Raw genomic sequence first — 20,754 nt, 5'->3', positions numbered from 1 at the left:
ATAAGTCCATTTTTACTGTAAAATCAATTAACTTAGAACAAGGAGTCTATTGTGCCAAAACAGCTTCCTATTTTTCCTCTTCCAGCGCAAGTGATGCCCGAAGGGAAATTACCCTTACGAATTATTGAACCAAAATATATACGGATGGTTCGTGATTGCGTCAAAGAACAAAGCAGTTTTGGGATTGTGATGGCCGCTCCAGATGCAACCGAAAGTTATGCCACGCTACTACCTATTGGCACCGCAGCTAAGATCATCGATTTTGACCAACTTGAAGGTGGAATTTTAGGGATTACCGCGCTCGGTTATCAACGCTTTCGTATCATCGAGGTTGCACAACAAAATGATGGTTTACGAGTTGCTACAGTTGAAGAGCTTCCCTTATGGCCCGATCGCCCGCTTCCCAGTCACGAACAATATATCGCCCAACGCCTATGTGACATCTATCAGCAATATCCTGACCTTGGCGATCTCTACCATTGCCTTAAACTCAATAACCTAACTTGGCTTTGCCAGCGCTGGCTAGAGATATTGCCGATCCCCGTAGAACAAAAACAAATGCTTATGGCCACGACCACCTGTGAGCGAACACACCAACTATTGACTCATTTGCTGAATCAAGCAGCCTAACATGTTTTTTTAGGTAATGGCGATAATCCTCAGTGATACATTTGCACCATTGTCAATGCCTTAATATTCACAGCTATACATCAATGTGTATCGTTGATTTTATCAAGCAAGGTTTAGCATCTCGCCTTATATCGAATCAGGAATGATCAACGGAATAGATAGCCTATCGTTTGATAGATAAACATTATTATTACCGTGAGAAGAAATATAGCTCGAACCTTGATCTTTCCCCTCACCTATATGGTTGACGACTTCTATGGACCCTAAATCATAAATTTTTGATATGAACCGAATTTTTACAAAACATTGTTTTATTTAAATTGATATGTCGTGTTATATTAACTTCCATTGTGACACAATCACCTAGTGCTCTTATGATCTCGCTGGTGGCTGTGTTAGCACCTGATGGCAAATCGGTCTTCTATCGGCCTAGAGCCATTGGATATGTCAATAAAGGGAGTAACAGTCCATGTTTGTCTTTAATAAAGATATTGAATTAGAAGATTTAGGCGATGGCGTCAGCCGTAAAGTACTTGCGCATGATGGTAAAATGATGGGTGTTGAAGTCCATTTTGAAACCAATGCCATTGGGGCAATGCACCATCACCCTCACGAACAACTGACTTATGTATTGAGCGGTAAATTTCGCTTTACGATCGATGGTGAAACCCATGATGTAGCCGCGGGCGATACCTTGTATAAATCACCGAATATTGAACACGGTTGTGTCTGTTTAGAAAAAGGCGTATTGCTCGATACCTTTACACCAATGCGCGATGATTTTTTGAAGTAATCAGTGATAAGGTAAGAATTTTCTTCTTACCTTATAGCCCTAGAGTGCTGGAAATGTCACATCTTAACAGTCATATTTGATCAAACCGTGCTGCAGGGCTTTGTATGACCGAGAGTGTATCTAATGACGAATGACGTAGAGCTTTCGTCATTGAGTTCAAGCATTTCATAAATAAACGTCTCAAGTAGTAAATCAAATAGTCTAATAAACGTACTTTCCACGATGTAAGTTGATCAATATTGCCATTACAATGTAAATGGATAATGGCGCAATTACGACTCATTTGCTTAAAGTTAGAGCAATGAAAATAGGAATAATGGCCAAGTTATAAACCACAGCTTTGAAATGCTCAATAAACACCGCAAAACTGTAGTCTGTTCCTGCAACTGGCATGGCTCAGCTATAAAACGTGTACGATTGCTTTACAGAGTGCGTCAATATTGTGTTCGGTCATACCTGCAACATTAATACGTCCTGAACCGACAATATAAACACCAAATTCATCACGCAGTCGCTCAACTTGAGTTTTATTTAACCCTGAAAATGAGAACATCCCATTTTGCCCTTCAATAAAACTAAAATCAGTTGTTGCCCCATTTTCTTGAAGCTTTTTGACAAACAATGCTCGCATAGTCTGGATGCGCTCGCGCATTTGTGCAACTTCAACATGCCATTGAGCGGCTAATTGAGAATCTTCTAAAATGGTCGTGACAATAGCAGCACCATGACTTGGCGGGTTGGAGTAATTCGCGCGGATCACGGCTTTGACTTGGCTAAAGGCTACAGTAGCGACGTTATGGTCATGAGCGACAATCGTTGCAGCGCCTACGCGCTCATTATATAAGCCAAAATTTTTCGAAAATGAGCTAGCAATTAGCATTTCTTGATGCGATTGCGCAAAAATGCGTAGCCCCACAGCATCTTCGTCGATACCGTGACCAAAGCCTTGATACGCAAAATCGAAAAATGGTAACCAATTTTGTTTTAAAGCAAGTTCATTTAATGTTTGCCACTGAGCAGTGGTTGGATCGATGCCTGTGGGATTGTGGCAGCAGCCATGTAGCAGCACCATGTCTCCCTCGGAAACTTGACTTAATGACTCCAACATACCGGGAAAATCTAAGCGACGAGTTTGTGCATCATAATAGCGGTAAGTTTTCACTTCTAACCCTGCAGCACGAAAGACACTGATGTGATTGGCCCAGGTTGGATCACTCACCCAAATCGTGCGAATACCTATATGCCGAAATGCAAATTCTGCAATCGTGCGTAATGCACCTGTTCCACCAGGTGTCTGGGCCGTTGCTGCGCGATGCCCAGTAACAATGGCATCATCGGCGCCAAACAACAGTTTTTGCACTTCATGGGCATAACTTGCAAGCCCTTCAATTCTCAAATACGACTTACTTTGTTCGTGGTCAAGCAATCGTTGCTCTGCTTGCTTCACTGTTCGCAAGATCGGTGTTTGACCATTTTCATCTTTATAAATACCGACACCTAAATTAATTTTATCGGTGCGGGGATCATCTTTAAATGCTTCGGTTAGGCCTAAAATTGGATCGGTTGGGGCCGCTTTTACACGCTCAAACATGATGTTCCTCTTCTTTTATCTTTGTACTGACCAATACATCAAAGAATATCTTAATTCCTTTGTCGAGTCTCTAGCCGTTGAGTTTTTCACCGCACACTCGCCGTAAGGTCTTGTGAGTTTGTTTACAAATAACTCGGTGTTTGTGCTTTGCACATGATACCATTAATAAAAGTCTTTAATAATATTCAACGTCACTATTAACTCAAGAGGCTTACTTTCATGCAGTTAGGCTGGGCGTTTGTTGCAAAAAAATGGCTAGCTGGCGTATTGATGCCACTCAACGTTAGTATTTTATTGCTATTTTTTACCTTTTATCTTTGTTTGAAAAAACGTCCCCTCTGGGCTTGTTTTCCATTGGGTTCAGCACTGGCAATTATATTGCTGACAAGTAATTATTCATGGGTTAATCACCAGTTGTACCAATTGGAACGCCGCTATACACCACCCAGTTTAGTTAGCAATCGTTTCGACTTTATCGTTGTCCTTGGTGGTGGACATGTCTCTGATCCGTCTTTATCGCCTATTGAACAGCTGAGTCGCTCTTCACTGCTGCGAATTCTTCGAGGGATCCAATTGGCGAAAGAAAACCCCGGTGCGCGGTTAATCGTATCAGGTTATAGTGGCAGTGATCCGAAAACCAATGCTGAATTAATGAAGTTGGTTGCTACTCAAGCAGATATTCTTCCAGCAAGTATTATCACCGTTCCTAAAGCAAAAGACACGGCCGAAGAAGCGCGATTGATATCTATCTATATAGGTCAACGCCCTACGGCGCTGGTAACTAGCGCTGTTCATATGGAACGCGCGATGAAATACTTTCAGCAATTTAGTAATCAAGTTACAGCTGTACCCACCGATTATTTAGCCAAAAAGCTTCAGTCTCCGCTCGCTAGTTATCAATACTTACCTGATCCCATTACTATGATGCGCTTTGATGCCTATTGGCATGAGAAGTTAGGGGAAGAATGGGCGCAGATACAAAAAAAATTACACTAATTGCATCAAGTGATTTGTCCATATTTGATGATGGAAAATCGATCTGATAATGAGTTGAATTTGTTGTAGATCAGATTTAGCGTTTTTTATGTAATTAAATTTCATTTTAAGCTACGATCACACGATAAATTCCATATAATAATGCACATTAATTAAATGAGGAGCGAATAATGAGAACACCTTTAGTGATGGGAAACTGGAAACTAAACGGTAGCAAAGAGTCTGTTGAAGCGTTAGTCAAAGGCTTGCTGGCCCCTGCTAACTCAGCAACAAATGTTCAAGTTGCAGTTTGTGCACCCGCTATTTTCTTAGGCTTTGTTGAACAATTAGCAGCCAATAGCAAATTAGCTTATGGCGCTCAAGATGCTGACGTTCACACATCGGGGGCTTTCACCGGTGAAAACTCACCCGTTATGCTCAAAGAATTTGGCTGTACCTACAGCTTAGTCGGCCATAGCGAACGTCGTGAATATCACAACGAAAGCGATGCTGTGGTTGCTGCAAAATTTAAAGCGATCCAAGAAAATGGTTTAACCCCTGTATTGTGCATCGGTGAAAGCTTAGAGCAAAATGAAGCCGGCGAAACACAAGCTGTTGTGGAACGTCAATTGAAAGCAGTTGTTGATTTATGCGGCATTGAAGCATTCAACCAAGCTGTCATCGCCTACGAACCTATTTGGGCCATCGGGACTGGGAAATCAGCGACATCTGCTCAAGCACAGACTGTTCATTCTGGGATCCGTCAGTGGTTAGCGGCGCAACATGCAGAAGTTGCTGCAAAAGTACAAATTCTTTATGGTGGTAGTGTTAAAGCTGCAACGGCTAAAGAGTTATTTGGTCAAGCCGACATCGACGGTGGACTCGTTGGCGGTGCATCACTGCAAGTTGAAGAATTTGCAGGTATCATCAGCGCAGCTCAGTAAATGCTAAGTGCTGAGCTAATCAATCCCCATCTATAGGGGATTGATTAGAGCGATTAAGAGGCATCAAGCAAACTTTGCTCGGTGTCTTTATCAAATAGGTGCAGCTTATTTAAATCAAAGGTTAGCCACTGCGTACTGCCCTTCTCAATCAGCTCAAGTTCATCTAAACTTACTCTTGATATCCAGCTCTCTGCCTGCCATTTAAAATAAACATATTGCTCATTGCCCATCGCTTCGACAACATCAACGTGGATCTGCACTTGGCTTTCCGTGCGCTCGTTACTTTTGACTGGGCGAATATGTTCAGGGCGAATACCCAACCAAACTGATTTTGACTGCCGAATCTGAAGACGCTGCGTAACCGATGCAGGTAGCACCCATTGATATTCACCTAGCTGTATCACCCATTGCTGATCGATATATTCTAACTGCGCTGGTGCTAAATTCATTGCCGGTGAGCCGATAAACCCTGCCACAAACTTGTTGGCCGGATGATGATATAAATGCATTGGAGTATCAACCTGCATGATCTGTCCATCGTTCATTACACAGATGCGATCGCCTAGAGTCATCGCTTCGACTTGATCATGGGTGACATAAATCATGGTTGATTGTTGACCGACCTCTTTCAACTCTTGATGCAATTTGGCAATCCCAATACGGGTCGATACCCGTAACTTTGCATCTAAATTTGACAGCGGCTCATCAAATAAAAATACATCTGGCTTACGCACAATAGCTCGTCCCAGAGCAACGCGTTGACGCTGTCCACCGGACATTTCACTAGGTTTCTTATCTAACAAATGCGCTATATCAAGGTTTTTCGCGGCTTGTTCAATGCGAGAACAGATTTCACTTTTGGCGAGTCTAAGCTGTTTGAGGCCAAATGCCATATTTTGATAAGCATTCATATGTGGATAAAGAGCATAGTTTTGAAAAACCATCGCTATCCCTCTATTTTTAGGTGCTAAATCATTCACTCGCTGTTCGCCGATCAGTAAATCCCCGGCACTTATTGCTTCTAGGCCAGCAATCATGCGCAATGTCGTTGATTTAGCACATCCCGATGGGCCAACCAGCACCATGAACTCGCCATCATCAATATGCAGATCAATGCCATGAACAGCTTGAAAACCATTTGGATAGGTTTTTTCTATTTGTCTTAGTGTGACCGCAGCCATTGTTACTCCCACGCATTAAAAAATAATTAAAGTGTGTTGTGATCAGCATTGGTCAAATTTAAATCTGACCAATAATGTAATGAAGGGTTTTGGAAGATTGGCTGTTGTGCGTTATAGACCGCGTTGACAACCCCTTCAAGCTGGCCATCCGTGCGGCGAATATCAACGCGCACCCAACTATAGGTCGCCATGTCGAGTTCAACGTGACACAGTTGCTCATTCAACGGCCGCTCTTCAATCATGTCACCATCGCCAATCCATTGTGCGATGTAGTTATATTGGCGATCGTGTACTGCTAGCTGCCATATCACTTGTTTGTCACCTACATTATCGCCTGGAAAAGTGCGCCCCTCATTGATTAATAACTGCAATTGGCAACGGCGCTCAAAATAGACACGTCCTGCACGTAACGCGTCGATAATCGCGGTGCCGCTTAACGATGATGCCCACACATAGGTTGCCGGATCGCCATAGACAGAGGGCTCATTCGCCTGAGGGTTACGTTGATCAAGGGTTAAATGGCTATCACTGCCCCCGACAGCAACGATGCGCCGTCCACCATTCCATAATTTGGTCAACACAGCCAAGGCATCTTCTGAAGCTTGTGGTGAGCTCGGCCAGGTTGGATCGCAACATACTTCTAATGAATTGACGGCTTGAAGTGGCATCTGTTGATACCACCAATGCCATGGTTTCATCATGGGATGATTGATACTCAGATTACTTTTCTCTGAGGCAAATAGCACCGTCTGTTCGAGGAGCGCATCACTGGAAAACGCAGAGGTTAACAGATCAAGGGTTTGAACTGGCCCATGTACGTTGCAATGGCCCCTGTCGGTGGTGACCTCTATCCCCGGTAAAATGAGGCAGTCCAAGTCATCAGGCAACTGACTATGACAGATGTTGTGCTCGGTTAAAAATAAATAATCGAGATGCTGTGCTTTAGCTATGGCGAGCACATCAGCTAAATTATTTTGCCCATCAGACAAATTCGTATGCGCATGCAGATCGCCCCGATACCAACGTGACTGCTTTGATAATTGGTGCTGCATATCAAAGTGCAGACGTTGGTCTGAATCTAGAGCGGTTCTGCCAACAAATGCAGCATCAATTGGCTCATCAAAGATAATATCGACAGCATATTGCATCGCTCTGGGGGTTCGGAACTCACCGACCAGATGAATAAATTCTAGCCGCCAAGTCCCCATGGGTAGCGCCCCTGCAATAGCACCTACACTTGCCTCTGTAGCGCTTAGCTGAAGCTGTTTAATGGGCTTTTCTAATAAGATATTGGCGCGCAGAGCCTCCGTCGGGTCAATCACCAATAGATAGAGAAACCCTTTCTGTACGGTGGATCCGTTAATGGTGAGTGTTGTGATCGCTTGTTGAACCTCAAACGGTTGGCTGTGACGGCCAAAGTACACTTCATCATGAAACTGCAACATCATCGTTCCTTAAGTTCAAGCCGACTCACCTACTTATTGATGAGCCGGCCTAATTTGATTAATGGTGACGATTTGCGCGGTCTAAAGCACGCTGCGCGACCCGAGCCGCTTGTTTTAAAGCTTGTGCGGCGGGGACATTCTGAATTTCAACCTGATCGGCAGCAACTTTAAGCGCATCGAGAATCTTACCTTTAGTCGGGTCGACAAATGTAGGGCGAGCCAATTTGGTTTGCTCGAGTGGCACCAACGCCTGCGGATGATCTTTAGTAAACGCTTGATAGTCTGGGTCTTGTTTGGCGCTACCGCGAACCGGAATATAGCCAGTGTACATTGACCATGCTGCCGTGTTTTTAGCATTGGTGTAGAACTTCATAAAGGCAAAAGCACCTTTAGCTTGCGCGGGTTTTGTTCCCATTGGAATTTGCAGGACTTGTGCGCCCGCCTCTGGCGCCGCAGGATGATTCCCCCATCCTGGTTGGACAGTCGCCGCAATTTTAGAAAAATCTAGATCCCCTTGATCACCTGAGGAACCGGTATAACCCAATGCACGATCTTTCATCACATCATCAATGGTTTTATACCAATATTCCCAACCCTGACCGCCGTAGTGAATGCGCATAACATGGTCTTGATGGATCCATTTGCGAAAACCATCCCAAACAGTGATCCATTTAGGGGAATCAAATAAGATCTTTTTGCCATCTTTACTTATGATATCGCCGCCATTGGAATAAGCTGCATCAATCAGGTTATCCGCCCCCCACATTGGCTCCCAGCCGTAAAAGATGGGTTGTCCATCACTGCCTTTACGCGTCACTGCCTTAGCGACTTTAGCCAAGCCTTGCCAAGTAGCGAGGTCTTTCGCACTAAAGCCATATTTAGCTAAAATTTTCTTGTTGTAATACAAAATCTGGGTGGTGCCATAAGCGGGTAACCCAATGATCATGCCATTTTTAGCAGTGACTTGTTTGCGAAAAGCGCTGACGAAATCATCAAAGTGAAACGATGGCTTGATCAGCGGGCGTAAATCTTCGACCAAATGCCGCTCAGCCATAACCTTCGCTTGCCCACCACTTAATAACGTCAATGCTGGCGCGGTGCCTGAAGCAAGTCCCGCTTGGAGTTTCTGATAAGTCTCGGTGTAGTTCCCTTGTAAGGAAGGGACAATGGTATATTGATCTTGGTTTTGGTTAAATTCCTGGATCAACTTAGTCATCATCTTTTGCGGTTTAGTGCCGCCTGAATACCAAAACTCAATGGGTGTCTTAGCTTGAGCCATCTGGCTGACTAAAAGTGACGAGGTGATTAGCGAAGCACTAATCCATGCGAACTTATTTTTTATCATCATGATTACTCTTTAACACCGTTATCGGCTATCCCAGATAGAATGGTTTTTTGGCTGATCATAAATAAAATCAGCAACGGAACGACGGCAATGGTGCTTGCCGCCATGATATGTGACCAGTTCAGACCATAATTCCCCTGCGCAATAAAAAACTGCCGAATGCCGGTGGCAATCAGATTTTTATCGGCCGAGTTAATCACCAAGCTGGGCCACATGTAACTGTTGTAGTTCGTAATAAATGTGATGAGAGACAAAGTGGTTAGAGCCGATTTACATTGTGGCAGTACAATGGCCCATAAAATCTTTAACTCGCTTGCACCATCAATGCGTGCTGCTTCAATCAGCGATGGATGAATTTTCATGAAAACTTGACGCAAGTAAAATACACCAAAGACACTCGCGGCATTAGATAGAATCAATCCAGTGTGGGTGTCTAAAAGATGCAGTTTAGCCAGGACAATATAAGAGGGAACATAGGTTACGGCTGCAGGCAACATATAGCTTGCCATAACCAGCATGAACATGACGCTCTTCCCTTTAAACTGCAACAGCGTCAGGGCATAAGCAAATAAAGACGAATTAGCAAGCACCAGTAATGTGGTCAATAGAGCGACACTAAAGCTATTAAAAATATAGAGCCCAAACGGTGCACTCTGCATTGTCTCGATAAAATTAAGCCAGTGAAAATGCTCTGGGATCAGCTCCAGCGGATTAGCAAAAATTTCATCATTAGTTTTCAGCGCTCCAAATAGCATCCAGATAAATGGAAATACCATAAACCCACCACTAATGACCAAAAATAAGTACTTCGCGGCTTTTTTTCTCCAGTGCCGTCGAGGCCCTGATTGTTTGGCTGTTCGCTCGATGCGTGATGGCGTTGTAATAGTTATTTGCATATTACCCTCTAATAATAGACCCAACGTTTACCTATCCAGCCATTGATTATCGTCAAGATGGCGGTAATCAGAAAAATAATTACCGATGTGGCGGTCGCTGATCCCATGTCATATTGTTGGAAAGCTAATTGATAGAACCAATATAATAATGTGCGAGTTTCACCGCCCGGCCCACCTTGAGTCAAAATTTGGAATTGATCGAACGCTTGTACCGCGTTGATCATATTGACAATTAACAAAAAGAAGGTGGTTGGTGAAACAAGGGGCAAGGTGATTTTGATAAAACGTGTCCAAGGTGAGCAACCATCAATTTGCGATGCTTCAAAAATACTGGAAGGGATCTTATTGAGAGCACTAATAAAAAATAACATGGTCCATCCCACCGCTTGCCAAATGGTGACTAAAACCACCACAAACATCGCGCTACTCCCATGTTCAAACCAGCTAATAGGAGCTACTCCAATCAGATGTAATAACTGGTTGGCCAACCCATGTTTACTATCAAACACCCACGACCATACTATCGATACCGCAACGGTGGGGGTGATCCAAGGTGAGAATATGACAGCACGAAAAAAGTGGCTGCCAGCAAAACGTTTTTGCAAAATAAGTGCAAAGCCGAGGCCAATCGCAACCGTTGGAATGACCACCGCCGCAGAAAAAATAACCGTATTGTGTAGTGCTTGTAGAAATTGGCTATCGTCTAACATGTAACGATAGTTATCCAACCCAACCCAATCAAAAGTGGGCGAGATATAATCCCAATCAGTAAAACTGATGAAAATACTACAGATAAACGGGAGTACCCAAAAGACGAGCAATGGCACTAACAGAGGCGCCAAAAACAATATCAACTGGAGATAATGGCGGACCTTGTTTGACATCTAAACACCTCATCACGATACCTTGAGGCTATCTTATGACAGTGATGTGACAGTTAAAGGTCAGCTACTGATAAATTTTTGTTACATCTCTAATAGGTATAATTTATGAGTTCAGTTTTAAAACTGTCATAACAAACGCATATACCTATGATGTTAACGATGCAAAACTTGCTGTGCGAGCCATTCGCAAAAAAAACTGACTTTAGGCGTCCGTGAGCGGGAAGTAATTAAATAGTGACTATCCGTCGTTGGCATCACTTCGGGACGAGCCTGTACTAAAGTGCCCATTTGCAGCGCATCTTGGGCCGCTAATGAGCGAATCAGGGCGATACCGACACCATATTTTGCCGCTTGCAGTGCTTGCAGCGAGTTACTGACTTCTAAACGAATCTCAGGCAGTGTTAAGGGCCATTGATGATAACTGAGCCAATGACTCCAATGCTGCACATAGCCTTTCACTTGTACAGCTGATAATTCACTAATCGCCCCTAGCGCCAGCGCATCTGCGTATTGTTGTTGATACGTTGGGCTACAAACTAACAGCCATCGTTCTTGAAATAATTGTTCAACTTGTACAGAAGGGCTTGGTTCAAAGCCATTGGTAATTTCAATATCAACATCTTTGCATGGCACTCTTGATGGCCAATCCACCTGCTGCAGTTCAATATGAATAAAGGGGTAACGGGTTAAAAAATCGTTGATCCGAGGCATTAACCAGTTATGGCTAAAGGTATGATTCACCTTAACCACCAGCGTTTCTTGAGTCTGCTGACTAAATAATAGCTGAGTTTGCATTTTAAGATGTTGCAAAGACCCTTGCACCACCGGTAAATAACGTTGGCCTATATCGGTTAATATTACGCCTCGCGGATTGCGTTCAAATAGTAGATGTCCTAATTGCTGTTCAAGAGTCTTCAGCTGTTGGCTTATTGCCGCTTGTGTTAACTTAAGCTCGCGGGCCGCTGCCCCTATAGAACCAAGCCGAGCAATGGTAGAAAATGCTTCAAGTGCTTTAAATGAAGGGAAATCTTGCATGATGAGCTCTCATATGACAACAAACTTAGCGTTAAGATAAGCCATACCATGGCTTATTCTATGTTAATCAGTGTGTTTTGTTTGATCACTGATAAAACGATAGCCAATACCCGGTAATGTTTCGATAAGTTTGGGATGCTGGGCATCATCACCAAGCTTGCGTCGTAAGTTAGCCACCACAATCCGCAGATAATGCGTATCTTCACTGTGTGTTGGTCCCCATATTTGGGTTAACAATTGAGTTTGAAGCAACACTTTACTAGGGTGATGTAGAAGTTGCTCTAGTAGGGAAAATTCTTTTTTCGATAAGGTTATTGCTTGGCCGCGAAAATTAAGTAATCGCGTGGTTGGATCAAGCGTTAATTGCTCACCAGCAACCACTAGTGCCGGTTGACTATGAACTGGACTACTGAGGGTACGCAACAATACCTTAATCCGTGCAATAAACTCTTGGATACCAAACGGCTTGGTCAAATAATCATTAGCACCGGCATCAAGTAACCGGACTTTTTCTGCTTCGTCTTCACGCACGGATAAAACAATAACTGGCCAAGCATAATATTGACGTATCTCACTTAACAGTTCGCTCCCATCGCCATCGGGTAGGCCTAAATCAAGAACTACCAAATGAGGATGCGATTTTTCAATCTGTAATCGAGCCTCAGCCAATGTCCCCGCTTCAATCACTTGTTGACCTTCTGCGCTTAAGCTGATGCGTAAAAACCGGCGAATAGCCGGCTCGTCGTCAACAATTAAGATCTGCGCCATTATGTTTCCTTCGTATTCAAATTTAGTGGTAATGCTATTCGCATATAGGTACCTTTCCCATAATCACCCGGAAAACTCCAAATCCGCCCACCATGGGCTTCGACCATGGCCCGAGAAATAGCCAAACCTAACCCAGTTCCGCGACTACCGCTATCGCCTACCGGCTGAGTATAAAATAATTCAAAAATCTTACTTCGATCGGACTCTGATATCCCCGTCCCCTGATCAATCACATCGATGATGAGTTCTGGGGGAGCGTACATAGTTTGAATCACAATAGGTTGATCACGAGGTGAATAACGACGGGCATTATCCAATAAATTAGTTAAGACTTGTTCCATAAGAGCGCGATGGGCATATAAGTGTGTCACTTTCTGGTCAAATCGTAATTCAAATTGATTGATATGATCGAGATTGTCAGATCGCGCGATAACATCCTGGCACCACTGCTTGATGGAAAAATGCTCGCGTTTAAGTTGAAAGTCGCTCTGCCCCAAGCGGATCATGTCGAGAAGATTTTGAATATAACTGCTTAATCGTTGTGCCTCTTGTAATACCGATTGAACTAAGTCGTGTTGATCACTAACACAGAGTTGTTGTTGATAATCCAGCAGCGTGGTGGATGAACCAATAATACTGGCTAAAGGTGTTTTAAGATCATGTGAAACTGACGACAATAATGCAGCGCGGATCCGGTTCGTTTCTGATTCAAAACGACTTTTTTGCAATTGCTCAGTCAACACCATGCGATCAATTGTGGCCCTTACATCGGTAAGCATACTTTGCAGCTGATAATCGACCGCTAGTGGCAACGGCGCTGCAAGTTTAAGTCCCAACGCTAAATCTGGGCCTAGCGGGTGATACTGCATATCGGAACCATTTAGAGTACTGCTATGTCGCCCGGCCACCTGTTGATGAGTTAAACACCATTGCAGCGCGGCTTGATCTGTCACATTTAACTGCAAGGACTTATCAATGACCCCTTGTTGTTCGCTGTTAAATACCACGCAGATACATTGCAATACACCACTAATTACACGTTCTGTATGCCTTGCCACATCTTTTATATTATTGGCAGCACTAAGTGCTTGGGTCAAACTCAGTAGCATTTGAGTTAACTGCTGAGAACTGCGCAGCGCTTTGAGTTGCTGGCTTTGATGGGCAGCCAAGCGCCCGACTAATAAACCTACTAATAACAATGAAATAAGATTAAGAAGATCGCTGTGATCGCCGACTTTAAAGGTGAAATAAGGCGGTGTGAAAAAGAAATTACAGGCCATAAACGAGAATAACGCCGTTATACTGGCCGGCCCTGCACTACTGATCACGGCGCTGAGTAGCACGGCAACAATAAATATCAACGGCATTGCCGTCTCAGGTAACCATGGCGTCACTAATAACCCCACGCCCGTAGCGAGTGAAACACTCACCAGTCCAACTAAAATTTGTCGGCCTATACTAAACTGTTTTAATCGAGTGAAAAACGAACCGTTCGATTTAGGCGATGATTGCTCGGCTAAGATAGTTAAATCTAACGAGCCAAGATTACTTAGCAAATGTTGCAATACTGGCGATCGAGCAAAAAACTTCTTGCGCGGTTTGCCAATAAGCAATTGTGAGACAGATTGCTGCTTGGCTACGTGTAAAATAGCCTCTGCAATATGCATATCAATCATGGTGATGATCTCTGCCCCTAACTTCGAGGCAAAGGATAAATGTTGTTCAATGGCCAAAGGCAACGAATTTGTTTGAGCAACGTGCAAAACAATCCAAGGGACTTGTTGGCGCAGGGCGATGCGCTGAGCACTTCGAATTAACGCGCGCCCATCCAATTGTTCGCTAAGACAGAGCATCAGCTTGTCTTGTAAAATAATGTTTGGCTTACCTTGTGTATTCAAGTGAAGATTCATTTCACCTTGAACATGACTAGCCACCATTTGCAAAGCCAATTCGCGTAAAGCCGTTAAGTTACTGACCGAGAAAAAAGCTTGTAACGCTGCTTGCGCTTGTTCAGGCAGATAAACTTGACCTTGTTTAAGTCGCTCTATCAGTTGTCTTGGCGGCAAATCTACAAATAATAAAGTATCCGCTTCAAGCACAACTTTATCAGGGATCACCTCTTTCACGCGTACTTGGGTAAGCTGGTAGATCAAATCGTTCAAGCTATCAAGATGTTGGATATTCAACGTCGTGTAGACATCAATCCCAACATCGAGGAGCTCTTGAATATCCTGATAGCGTTTTTGATGACGGCTACCTGGAATATTGCTATGGGCAAACTCATCCACCAGCACTAAAGCTGGTTTTTTAGCTAATAGGCCATCAAGATCTAATTCACTGTAGTGTTTGCCGCGATAGTTAATATGTTGACAGGGATGTATAGGTAAATGGCGACTCGCTTCTTGCGTTTGGGTTCGCCCATGAGTTTCAATAACACCAATAATTAAATCAATGCCTTGCTCAGACAACTGCTGAGCTTCTTGAAGCATGGTGTAGGTTTTACCTACACCTGGCGCGGCTCCCAAAAAAATCTTTAAATGGCCTCGGCCTTTTCCCGTTTCTTGTTGGCAGAGCTCTTGCAGTAGAGCATCCGCACGGTCATTATCTCGCATGACAAATCTTTTGTAGTGCTAAATTAAACATTAGCACATTGATAACCTTGGGCCCGAGCATACCAGATTTTGTTTGACTGGCTAGTAATGCTTGCAGCGGCGATTGATCAATATTGCAGGCTATAGAGATTCGAGCCAACTGAGATTGCACGGCTGCAACCGGTAAGTCGGGATCAACGCCTGAACCTGAGTAAGTCATCATCGCTGGCTGATGTGAATGTTGACTCAGTGCAAATTGACGCCGCGCCGCATCAAATGGTGGCCAGTTGGTTGCGCTCGAATCATCTGGCTGATAGTGGCTGGCCGAAGGCCTGGAGTGCAGATAATTGGCTCTGGTAAATGGCTGCCCAATGAGCGCAGAACCAATCACGTGTCCGGATTGATCCTTGAGTAAACTGCCATTTGCCTGATAGGACCAAAATTGTTGTCCAATCAAGGTGACTAACAGCGGATAACCAACACCCAACAACATCGTTAACATGAGTAATGTTCGAATAGCGATTAGCATCATAAACTCCTTTATACCCAACCTAATGCATGAATGATGACATCAATAACTTTGATACCGATAAACGGCACAATCAGGCCACCTAATCCATAGATACATAGGTTTCGTCTGAGTAATTGTGTGACGCTTCGATTCACACTGACCCCTTTCAGTGCCAAAGGAACCAATGCAATAATAATCAGAGCATTAAATATAATGGCTGACAAAATAGCACTTTGTGGACTATGTAAATGCATCACATTAAGTCGATTAAGTTGCGGATAAGCGCTAATAAACAATGCCGGTAAAATGGCAAAATATTTCGCTACATCATTGGCAATTGAAAATGTGGTCAGTGCGCCGCGCGTCATGAGCAACTGTTTACCTACCTTCACCACATCCAATAATTTGGTTGGGTTAGAGTCTAAATCAACTAAGTTCCCCGCCTCTTTGGCCGCTTGCGTGCCCTCATTCATCGCCATGCCAACATCCGCTTGGGCCAGCGCTGGCGCATCATTCGCCCCATCGCCACACATCGCGACAATACGGCCTTTTTCTTGCTCTTCACGAATGTATGCTAGTTTCCTCTCTGGAGTTGCTTGAGCGACAAAGTCATCGACGCCTGCTTCTGCGGCGATGGCTGCGGCGGTAAGCGGATTATCGCCAGTAACCATCACAGTACGAATTCCCAGATTACGCATTTCTATAAAGCGTTCGCGGATCCCTTCTTTGACAATATCTTTAAAGGCTACCGCCCCAATAATTTGCTGGTTGTAACTAATTAACAAGGGGGTAGCACCGCTTTGTGCAATCGCATCCACAGCCTTAATCAGCGCTTGAGGCATTTGTGCTCGAGTAGAACCAATCGCTTCGATCATCGAATCGACTGCCCCTTTACGATAATGATCTTTTCCTCGATTAATCCCACTCTGACGTGTTTGAGCACTAAATTCGATCACCTCATCACTGGTTTGTAATTGACCATTAGCGCCTTGTTGCTGAGCAAGCACTAATAGTGATTTGCCTTCAGGGGTATTATCACCGAGAGAGGCTAACAATGCCGCATTGGCAAGTTGTTCACGCGAGACACCCGGCGCACAAATGAGTGTTTCGGCGAGACGATTGCCGTAGGTAATGGTTCCAGTTTTATCCAACAGTAATGTTTGAATATCACCGGCCGCTTCAACGGCTCGTCCTGATTTAGCAATGACATTCAGTCGCACTAAACGGTCCATCCCAGCGATCCCAATGGCGGATAAAAGGCCACCAATGGTAGTTGGAATGAGTGTGATAAATAATGCAATCAAGTAAATTGCCGGCACGTGTGTGTGGCTATAACGCAAGAACACCGGCAAACTAACCACCACTAATAAAAAGATCAGTGTTAAACCAATCAACAAGGTGCTCAAAGCAATTTCGTTTGGTGTTTTCTGGCGTACCGCCCCTTCGACTAAAGCGATCATCCGATCCAGCGTCCCTGCCCCAGGCTCTTGGGTAATACGCACATGGATCTCATCAGACACAACGGTTGTGCCGCCAGTAACACCACTGCGATCAGTGCCAGACTCTCGAATAACTGGAGCCGACTCCCCTGTAATGGCCGCTTCATTCACAGACGCAATCCCAGAAACAACCTCCCCATCTGCTGGGATCACTTCACCGGCTTTAACGAACACCAGATCATTGGCTCGTAGCTTGGTGTTACTCACCCATTCACCCGTTGTTTCGGTAACACCCGCTACGCGCAAGGCTATGAGTTGATCTTGATTGGCTTTGAGACTATCAGCGCGCGCTTTGCCTCGTCCTTCTGCCAGGGTTTCTGCGACATTGGCAAACCATAATGTCAGCCATAGCCAGCCCGTCAGTTGCCAGCTTAATGAAGGCAAAACACCTGGGGTACCGATAATGGCTTGGATCGTACTTAAAAATGCCGCTAACCAAATTGACAGCAAAATAGGTGAGCGCAGTAATCCTTTGGGATTAAAGCGTTTGCACGCTTCAAAACAAGCGTGAGTATAAATTGCTTTGGACATTTTAAAATCCTCCACTTAAAAAGTCTGCCACAGGACCTAACACTAAGGTGGGCAAAAAGGCTAATGCACCGATCAAAAAAATACTAATAGTGAGTAATACCGCAAATAGCACACCATGGATGGGAAGTTCGACCTGACCGGTTTCAATTTTGCGCTCTTTGATAAATTGTCCAGCAATGGCCATAACAGGAATAATGATCCCATAACGGCCCACTAGCATCGCTAAGGCGAGTAGGTATTCTTGGGTCGTATTGGCGGCGTTAAAACCTGCAAATGCAGAGCCATTATTCCCGCTGGTTGAAGCGTACGCATACAGTAATCGGGTTAAACCATGAGGACCACTCGTGCCAATCAGCTGATGAATATTAGGCAGCAGTAAACTTGCTCCACCAATCACTAATACTCCAACAGGCATCACCAACATGGTTAATACCACCCACTTGATAATATCCACATTCAATGGCTTACCAAGGTAGGTGGGAGTATGTCCAACCATTAAGCCGCAAAGAAAAACGGTTAACATGACAAACAACAGCATGCCATAGATACCCGAACCGACTCCGCCGAAGATCACCTCCCCCGTTAAAATATTGGTCAGCGCAACCATACCGGAAAGAGGTGAAAAGCTATCAAGCATCGCATTCACCGAACCGTTAGACGCAGCGCTAGTCGCGGTGGCCCAAATCGTTGAAAGCACCCCGCCAAAGCGACTTTCAATCCCCTCCCAATGACCTTTAACGCTGGTTAAGTGTGCTAGAGCAGAGTCAGAGCCTAGTTGTTGTGATAACGCGATCACGAGTCCAACGATCAACAGCAGTGTCATCGTGGCTAAGATGGTATAGCTATGCTTGCGATTTTGGATATATTCACCAAATGTGCACACTAATGCCGCCGGAATAAGCAAGATAGCAATCATCTCTAACCAATTACTTAGGGCTGTTGGATTTTCAAATGGAAACGCAGAGTTCGTGCCATAGTAACCACCGCCATTGGTTCCGAGTTGTTTAATCGCTTCTTGTGAGGCAACTGGGCCCATGATCAAATTTTGATGCGCGATGGCATCAAGTGGATGCGCACTAATCAGACTATGGAATGTCTGTGGAACACCTTGGGGGATGAGAGCTAATGCAAGGATAAATGATAAAGGCAGCAGTAATCCGAGGCTTAAACGTAGTAAATCACGGACAAAATGTCCTAGCCATTCACCGGATTGACGGCTCAATGCACGAAACAAAGCAATCGCCACCGCCATGCCGGACGCAGCCGATACAAAGTTTTGTACCGTCAAACCAATCATCTGACTCAATACAGATAACTGCGCTTCACCACTGTATGATTGCCAGTTCGTGTTTGAGACAAAACTAATCGCCGTATTTACCGCCATTGCAAACGGCATTGCCGCTACGTGCCGCGGGTTCATCGGCAATACACCTTGCAGCAACAAAATAGCAACTAAAATAACAAACCCTACCGCATTAAACATAAGCAACGCGGCCAAATATTGACGCCAGTTTTGCTCAGCTACATTTTTAATACCGCAGCAACGCATCAGGAATGTCTCCCCCGGTATGGCGGGACGCTCCATCAGTCTGTAAATATACCGTCCAAGCCAGGGTGCTGGCAGTATGACCAGTAATATAAAGGCCACTGGATAAGCCCATGTTTGCCACATCATGCTTCTTTCTCCGGATTAATCAAATGAAATACCAGATAGATCAGCAAGCCGATCGCGACGATACATTCAAGCCACAACATCTGTTTGTCCTTATGTTTGACGACAGATGTAGCGTAAACAATAAGCCCGTCAAGTCGCTATAAAGCGTGAGGAGTTCGGCGTAAAGATTGCGTAAAATTATCGCCAAATTAGCAAAATAGTAATGAATTGACACAGGCTATTGCCTGTGAACAGTCACAAAGAATGGCAAAGATGAATGGATGAAAAAGATGAATGGCGACTATCAAGGGGATATTGAACGTAAAGTAGCGACGAAATAAACCAGCCGGAATCACTCAATGGTGACTAAGACTGGTCATTCTGATGTCATCTGCTAATCATTATCATGCAGCGACGTGTTTAACCCACCCCACACGCGTGCTTGTGTAGGAAGTACTTCAACCGCACCTGTTTGACTATTGCGGCGGAACAATAAGTTATCTTTGCCAGATAAAATTCGTGCAGCGACAATCTGCCCGTCAGGACAGCTGATTTTAGTACCAGCTGTGACATAGAGTCCCGCTTCGACAATGCATTCATCGCCTAATGAAATACCAATTCCAGCATTGGCGCCCAGCAGTGAGCGTTCTCCGATTGAGTTAACCTGTTTTCCGCCGCCAGAAAGCGTCCCCATGATTGAAGAACCTGCACCCACATCAGAATGTTGCCCGACAACGACACCCGGCGTTACGCGCCCTTCCACCATCGATTCGCCCAATGTACCCGCATTAAAATTAACAAAGCCTTCGTGCATCACCGTTGTCCCTTTGGCTAAATGTGCCCCAAGGCGAACTCGGTCAGCATCACCTATGCGCACGCCAGAGGGAATGACGTAATCACTCATCCGGGGAAACTTATCAATTGAGTCAATTTTCAGATAAACAAATTCTTCGGCCAATAGGCTGCGTAGTTGTTCAACTCGTTCGGGTAGAACAGGGCCTGCATTGCTCCAGGCGATATTGGGCAAACAACTAAAAATACCCTCTAAATTAATGGTATTGGGCTTAACAACCCGCTGGGATAACAAGTGTAATCGTAAGTAGGCATCCGCTGTTGATTCAGGTGGCTGATCGGTGTCAATGCTGACTGCAATGCGCTCACCTCGAATAACGCCAAGCTTTTCAGCCAAACAGCCTCTTTGTAGATAGGTGTCATTTTCGGGGAACCAACAATCAAGTGTTGTTTGTGATTCTATATCAATATAGCGGTGTCCATTACGAGAAACTTGCATTATGATCCTTGCTAACTAGCTAAAAAATTTACCATAACGAAATTGCCCGTGGCTATCAAGTGCTAACAAAGCATCGTCCTGTTTCATCATTGGCAGTGATCAACAAGTTGTTTGGCGAACATAAAATGGATAATTACACGGATGAGTCCATGGATGAGCCATAAAATCTTCACAAACTATTTATTTTTGC

Annotated in this window: 18 protein-coding genes; 4 read left to right on the top strand and 14 right to left on the bottom strand. The window is 44.4% G+C overall.

From position 1 onward, the window contains the following. Positions 1-51: 51 nt before the first annotated feature. Both ABUE30_RS02695 and ABUE30_RS02690 read left to right on the top strand, forming a co-directional pair. Positions 52-630 (top strand): LON peptidase substrate-binding domain-containing protein, encoded by a 579-nt coding sequence (locus ABUE30_RS02695; RefSeq protein ID WP_408622124.1) that lies wholly within the window; start codon positions 52-54, stop codon positions 628-630. A 469-nt stretch (positions 631-1,099) separates the two neighbouring features. Beyond that, a complete protein-coding gene (locus ABUE30_RS02690; RefSeq protein ID WP_408622123.1) occupies positions 1,100-1,423 on the top strand; it encodes a cupin domain-containing protein in 324 nt (107 codons plus the stop codon). A 400-nt stretch (positions 1,424-1,823) separates the two neighbouring features. Here the strand turns inward: ABUE30_RS02690 and ABUE30_RS02685 are convergent, their stop codons facing one another. Then, complete coding sequence (locus ABUE30_RS02685; RefSeq protein ID WP_408622122.1) at positions 1,824-3,014, bottom strand: amino acid aminotransferase; 1,191 nt, start codon at positions 3,012-3,014, stop codon at positions 1,824-1,826. 219 nt (positions 3,015-3,233) lie between these two features. Between ABUE30_RS02685 and ABUE30_RS02680 the strand changes: the two genes are divergently transcribed. Both ABUE30_RS02680 and tpiA read left to right on the top strand, forming a co-directional pair. After that, a complete protein-coding gene (locus ABUE30_RS02680; RefSeq protein WP_408622121.1) occupies positions 3,234-4,010 on the top strand; it encodes an ElyC/SanA/YdcF family protein in 777 nt (258 codons plus the stop codon). A gap of 170 nt (positions 4,011-4,180) precedes the next feature. Beyond that, positions 4,181-4,933 carry a triose-phosphate isomerase gene (gene tpiA / locus ABUE30_RS02675; protein ID WP_408622120.1) on the top strand — a complete coding sequence of 251 codons (753 nt, stop codon included), beginning with the start codon at positions 4,181-4,183 and terminating at the stop codon, positions 4,931-4,933. 53 nt (positions 4,934-4,986) lie between these two features. Here the strand turns inward: tpiA and ABUE30_RS02670 are convergent, their stop codons facing one another. From ABUE30_RS02670 to ABUE30_RS02610, 13 genes are all read right to left on the bottom strand, one after another. Next, positions 4,987-6,114: an ABC transporter ATP-binding protein gene (locus ABUE30_RS02670; RefSeq protein ID WP_408622119.1), complete on the bottom strand. Its 1,128-nt coding sequence runs from the start codon at positions 6,112-6,114 to the stop codon at positions 4,987-4,989. Positions 6,115-6,140: 26 nt separating this feature from the next. Next, positions 6,141-7,559 carry a CehA/McbA family metallohydrolase gene (locus ABUE30_RS02665; RefSeq protein ID WP_408622118.1) on the bottom strand — a complete coding sequence of 473 codons (1,419 nt, stop codon included), beginning with the start codon at positions 7,557-7,559 and terminating at the stop codon, positions 6,141-6,143. Between the two features lie 58 nt (positions 7,560-7,617). Next, a complete protein-coding gene (locus tag ABUE30_RS02660; protein WP_408622117.1) occupies positions 7,618-8,907 on the bottom strand; it encodes an extracellular solute-binding protein in 1,290 nt (429 codons plus the stop codon). 2 nt (positions 8,908-8,909) lie between these two features. Next, complete coding sequence (locus ABUE30_RS02655) at positions 8,910-9,800, bottom strand: carbohydrate ABC transporter permease (protein WP_408622116.1); 891 nt, start codon at positions 9,798-9,800, stop codon at positions 8,910-8,912. Between the two features lie 8 nt (positions 9,801-9,808). Then, complete coding sequence (locus ABUE30_RS02650) at positions 9,809-10,684, bottom strand: carbohydrate ABC transporter permease (RefSeq protein WP_408622115.1); 876 nt, start codon at positions 10,682-10,684, stop codon at positions 9,809-9,811. A gap of 153 nt (positions 10,685-10,837) precedes the next feature. Then, positions 10,838-11,719 (bottom strand): LysR substrate-binding domain-containing protein, encoded by an 882-nt coding sequence (locus tag ABUE30_RS02645; RefSeq protein ID WP_408622114.1) that lies wholly within the window; start codon positions 11,717-11,719, stop codon positions 10,838-10,840. A gap of 63 nt (positions 11,720-11,782) precedes the next feature. Beyond that, complete coding sequence (locus ABUE30_RS02640; RefSeq protein ID WP_408622113.1) at positions 11,783-12,487, bottom strand: response regulator; 705 nt, start codon at positions 12,485-12,487, stop codon at positions 11,783-11,785. Beyond that, positions 12,487-15,099 (bottom strand): DUF4118 domain-containing protein, encoded by a 2,613-nt coding sequence (locus tag ABUE30_RS02635; RefSeq protein WP_408622112.1) that lies wholly within the window; start codon positions 15,097-15,099, stop codon positions 12,487-12,489. The genes ABUE30_RS02640 and ABUE30_RS02635 overlap by 1 nt, the downstream gene beginning before the upstream one ends. Next, complete coding sequence (locus ABUE30_RS02630; protein ID WP_408622111.1) at positions 15,089-15,607, bottom strand: potassium-transporting ATPase subunit C; 519 nt, start codon at positions 15,605-15,607, stop codon at positions 15,089-15,091. Before ABUE30_RS02630 ends, ABUE30_RS02635 begins: the two co-directional genes overlap by 11 nt. 11 nt (positions 15,608-15,618) lie before the next feature. Next, the gene (gene kdpB / locus ABUE30_RS02625) at positions 15,619-17,619 is read right to left on the bottom strand and encodes a potassium-transporting ATPase subunit KdpB (RefSeq protein ID WP_408622110.1); all 2,001 of its coding nucleotides are present in this window, start codon (positions 17,617-17,619) and stop codon (positions 15,619-15,621) included. Position 17,620: 1 nt separating this feature from the next. Next, positions 17,621-19,291 (bottom strand): potassium-transporting ATPase subunit KdpA, encoded by a 1,671-nt coding sequence (gene kdpA / locus ABUE30_RS02620; protein WP_408622525.1) that lies wholly within the window; start codon positions 19,289-19,291, stop codon positions 17,621-17,623. Continuing rightward, positions 19,291-19,374, bottom strand: coding sequence for a potassium-transporting ATPase subunit F (locus ABUE30_RS02615; protein WP_408622524.1), 84 nt, complete (start codon positions 19,372-19,374; stop codon positions 19,291-19,293). Before ABUE30_RS02615 ends, kdpA begins: the two co-directional genes overlap by 1 nt. 293 nt (positions 19,375-19,667) lie before the next feature. Continuing rightward, positions 19,668-20,564, bottom strand: a complete 897-nt coding sequence (locus ABUE30_RS02610) for a DapH/DapD/GlmU-related protein (protein ID WP_408622109.1) — start codon at positions 20,562-20,564, stop codon at positions 19,668-19,670. Between the last annotated feature and the right edge of the window lie 190 nt (positions 20,565-20,754).

Origin of the sequence: Celerinatantimonas yamalensis, from assembly GCF_046054155.1 — a bacterium.
GTDB lineage: Bacteria > Pseudomonadota > Gammaproteobacteria > Enterobacterales > Celerinatantimonadaceae > Celerinatantimonas > Celerinatantimonas yamalensis.
The sequence above is the reverse complement of the archived record's forward strand: the minus strand, read 5'-3'. Positions and strand labels throughout refer to the sequence as shown.

What these genes read in the sequence shown, in the direction of transcription:
- ABUE30_RS02650 (WP_408622115.1), bottom strand. Translation starts at nt 10,684, where the DNA reads ATGTCAAACAAGGTCCGCCATTATCTCCAGTTGATATTGTTTTTGGCG.
- ABUE30_RS02680 (WP_408622121.1), top strand. Translation starts at nt 3,234, where the DNA reads ATGCAGTTAGGCTGGGCGTTTGTTGCAAAAAAATGGCTAGCTGGCGTA.
- ABUE30_RS02665 (WP_408622118.1), bottom strand. Translation starts at nt 7,559, where the DNA reads ATGTTGCAGTTTCATGATGAAGTGTACTTTGGCCGTCACAGCCAACCG.
- kdpB (WP_408622110.1), bottom strand. Translation starts at nt 17,619, where the DNA reads ATGTCCAAAGCAATTTATACTCACGCTTGTTTTGAAGCGTGCAAACGC.
- tpiA (WP_408622120.1), top strand. Translation starts at nt 4,181, where the DNA reads ATGAGAACACCTTTAGTGATGGGAAACTGGAAACTAAACGGTAGCAAA.
- ABUE30_RS02630 (WP_408622111.1), bottom strand. Translation starts at nt 15,607, where the DNA reads ATGCTAATCGCTATTCGAACATTACTCATGTTAACGATGTTGTTGGGT.
- ABUE30_RS02685 (WP_408622122.1), bottom strand. Translation starts at nt 3,014, where the DNA reads ATGTTTGAGCGTGTAAAAGCGGCCCCAACCGATCCAATTTTAGGCCTA.
- ABUE30_RS02635 (WP_408622112.1), bottom strand. Translation starts at nt 15,099, where the DNA reads ATGCGAGATAATGACCGTGCGGATGCTCTACTGCAAGAGCTCTGCCAA.
- ABUE30_RS02655 (WP_408622116.1), bottom strand. Translation starts at nt 9,800, where the DNA reads ATGCAAATAACTATTACAACGCCATCACGCATCGAGCGAACAGCCAAA.
- ABUE30_RS02610 (WP_408622109.1), bottom strand. Translation starts at nt 20,564, where the DNA reads ATGCAAGTTTCTCGTAATGGACACCGCTATATTGATATAGAATCACAA.
- ABUE30_RS02640 (WP_408622113.1), bottom strand. Translation starts at nt 12,487, where the DNA reads ATGGCGCAGATCTTAATTGTTGACGACGAGCCGGCTATTCGCCGGTTT.
- ABUE30_RS02645 (WP_408622114.1), bottom strand. Translation starts at nt 11,719, where the DNA reads ATGCAAGATTTCCCTTCATTTAAAGCACTTGAAGCATTTTCTACCATT.
- ABUE30_RS02690 (WP_408622123.1), top strand. Translation starts at nt 1,100, where the DNA reads ATGTTTGTCTTTAATAAAGATATTGAATTAGAAGATTTAGGCGATGGC.
- ABUE30_RS02670 (WP_408622119.1), bottom strand. Translation starts at nt 6,114, where the DNA reads ATGGCTGCGGTCACACTAAGACAAATAGAAAAAACCTATCCAAATGGT.
- ABUE30_RS02615 (WP_408622524.1), bottom strand. Translation starts at nt 19,374, where the DNA reads ATGTTGTGGCTTGAATGTATCGTCGCGATCGGCTTGCTGATCTATCTG.
- kdpA (WP_408622525.1), bottom strand. Translation starts at nt 19,291, where the DNA reads ATGTGGCAAACATGGGCTTATCCAGTGGCCTTTATATTACTGGTCATA.
- ABUE30_RS02660 (WP_408622117.1), bottom strand. Translation starts at nt 8,907, where the DNA reads ATGATGATAAAAAATAAGTTCGCATGGATTAGTGCTTCGCTAATCACC.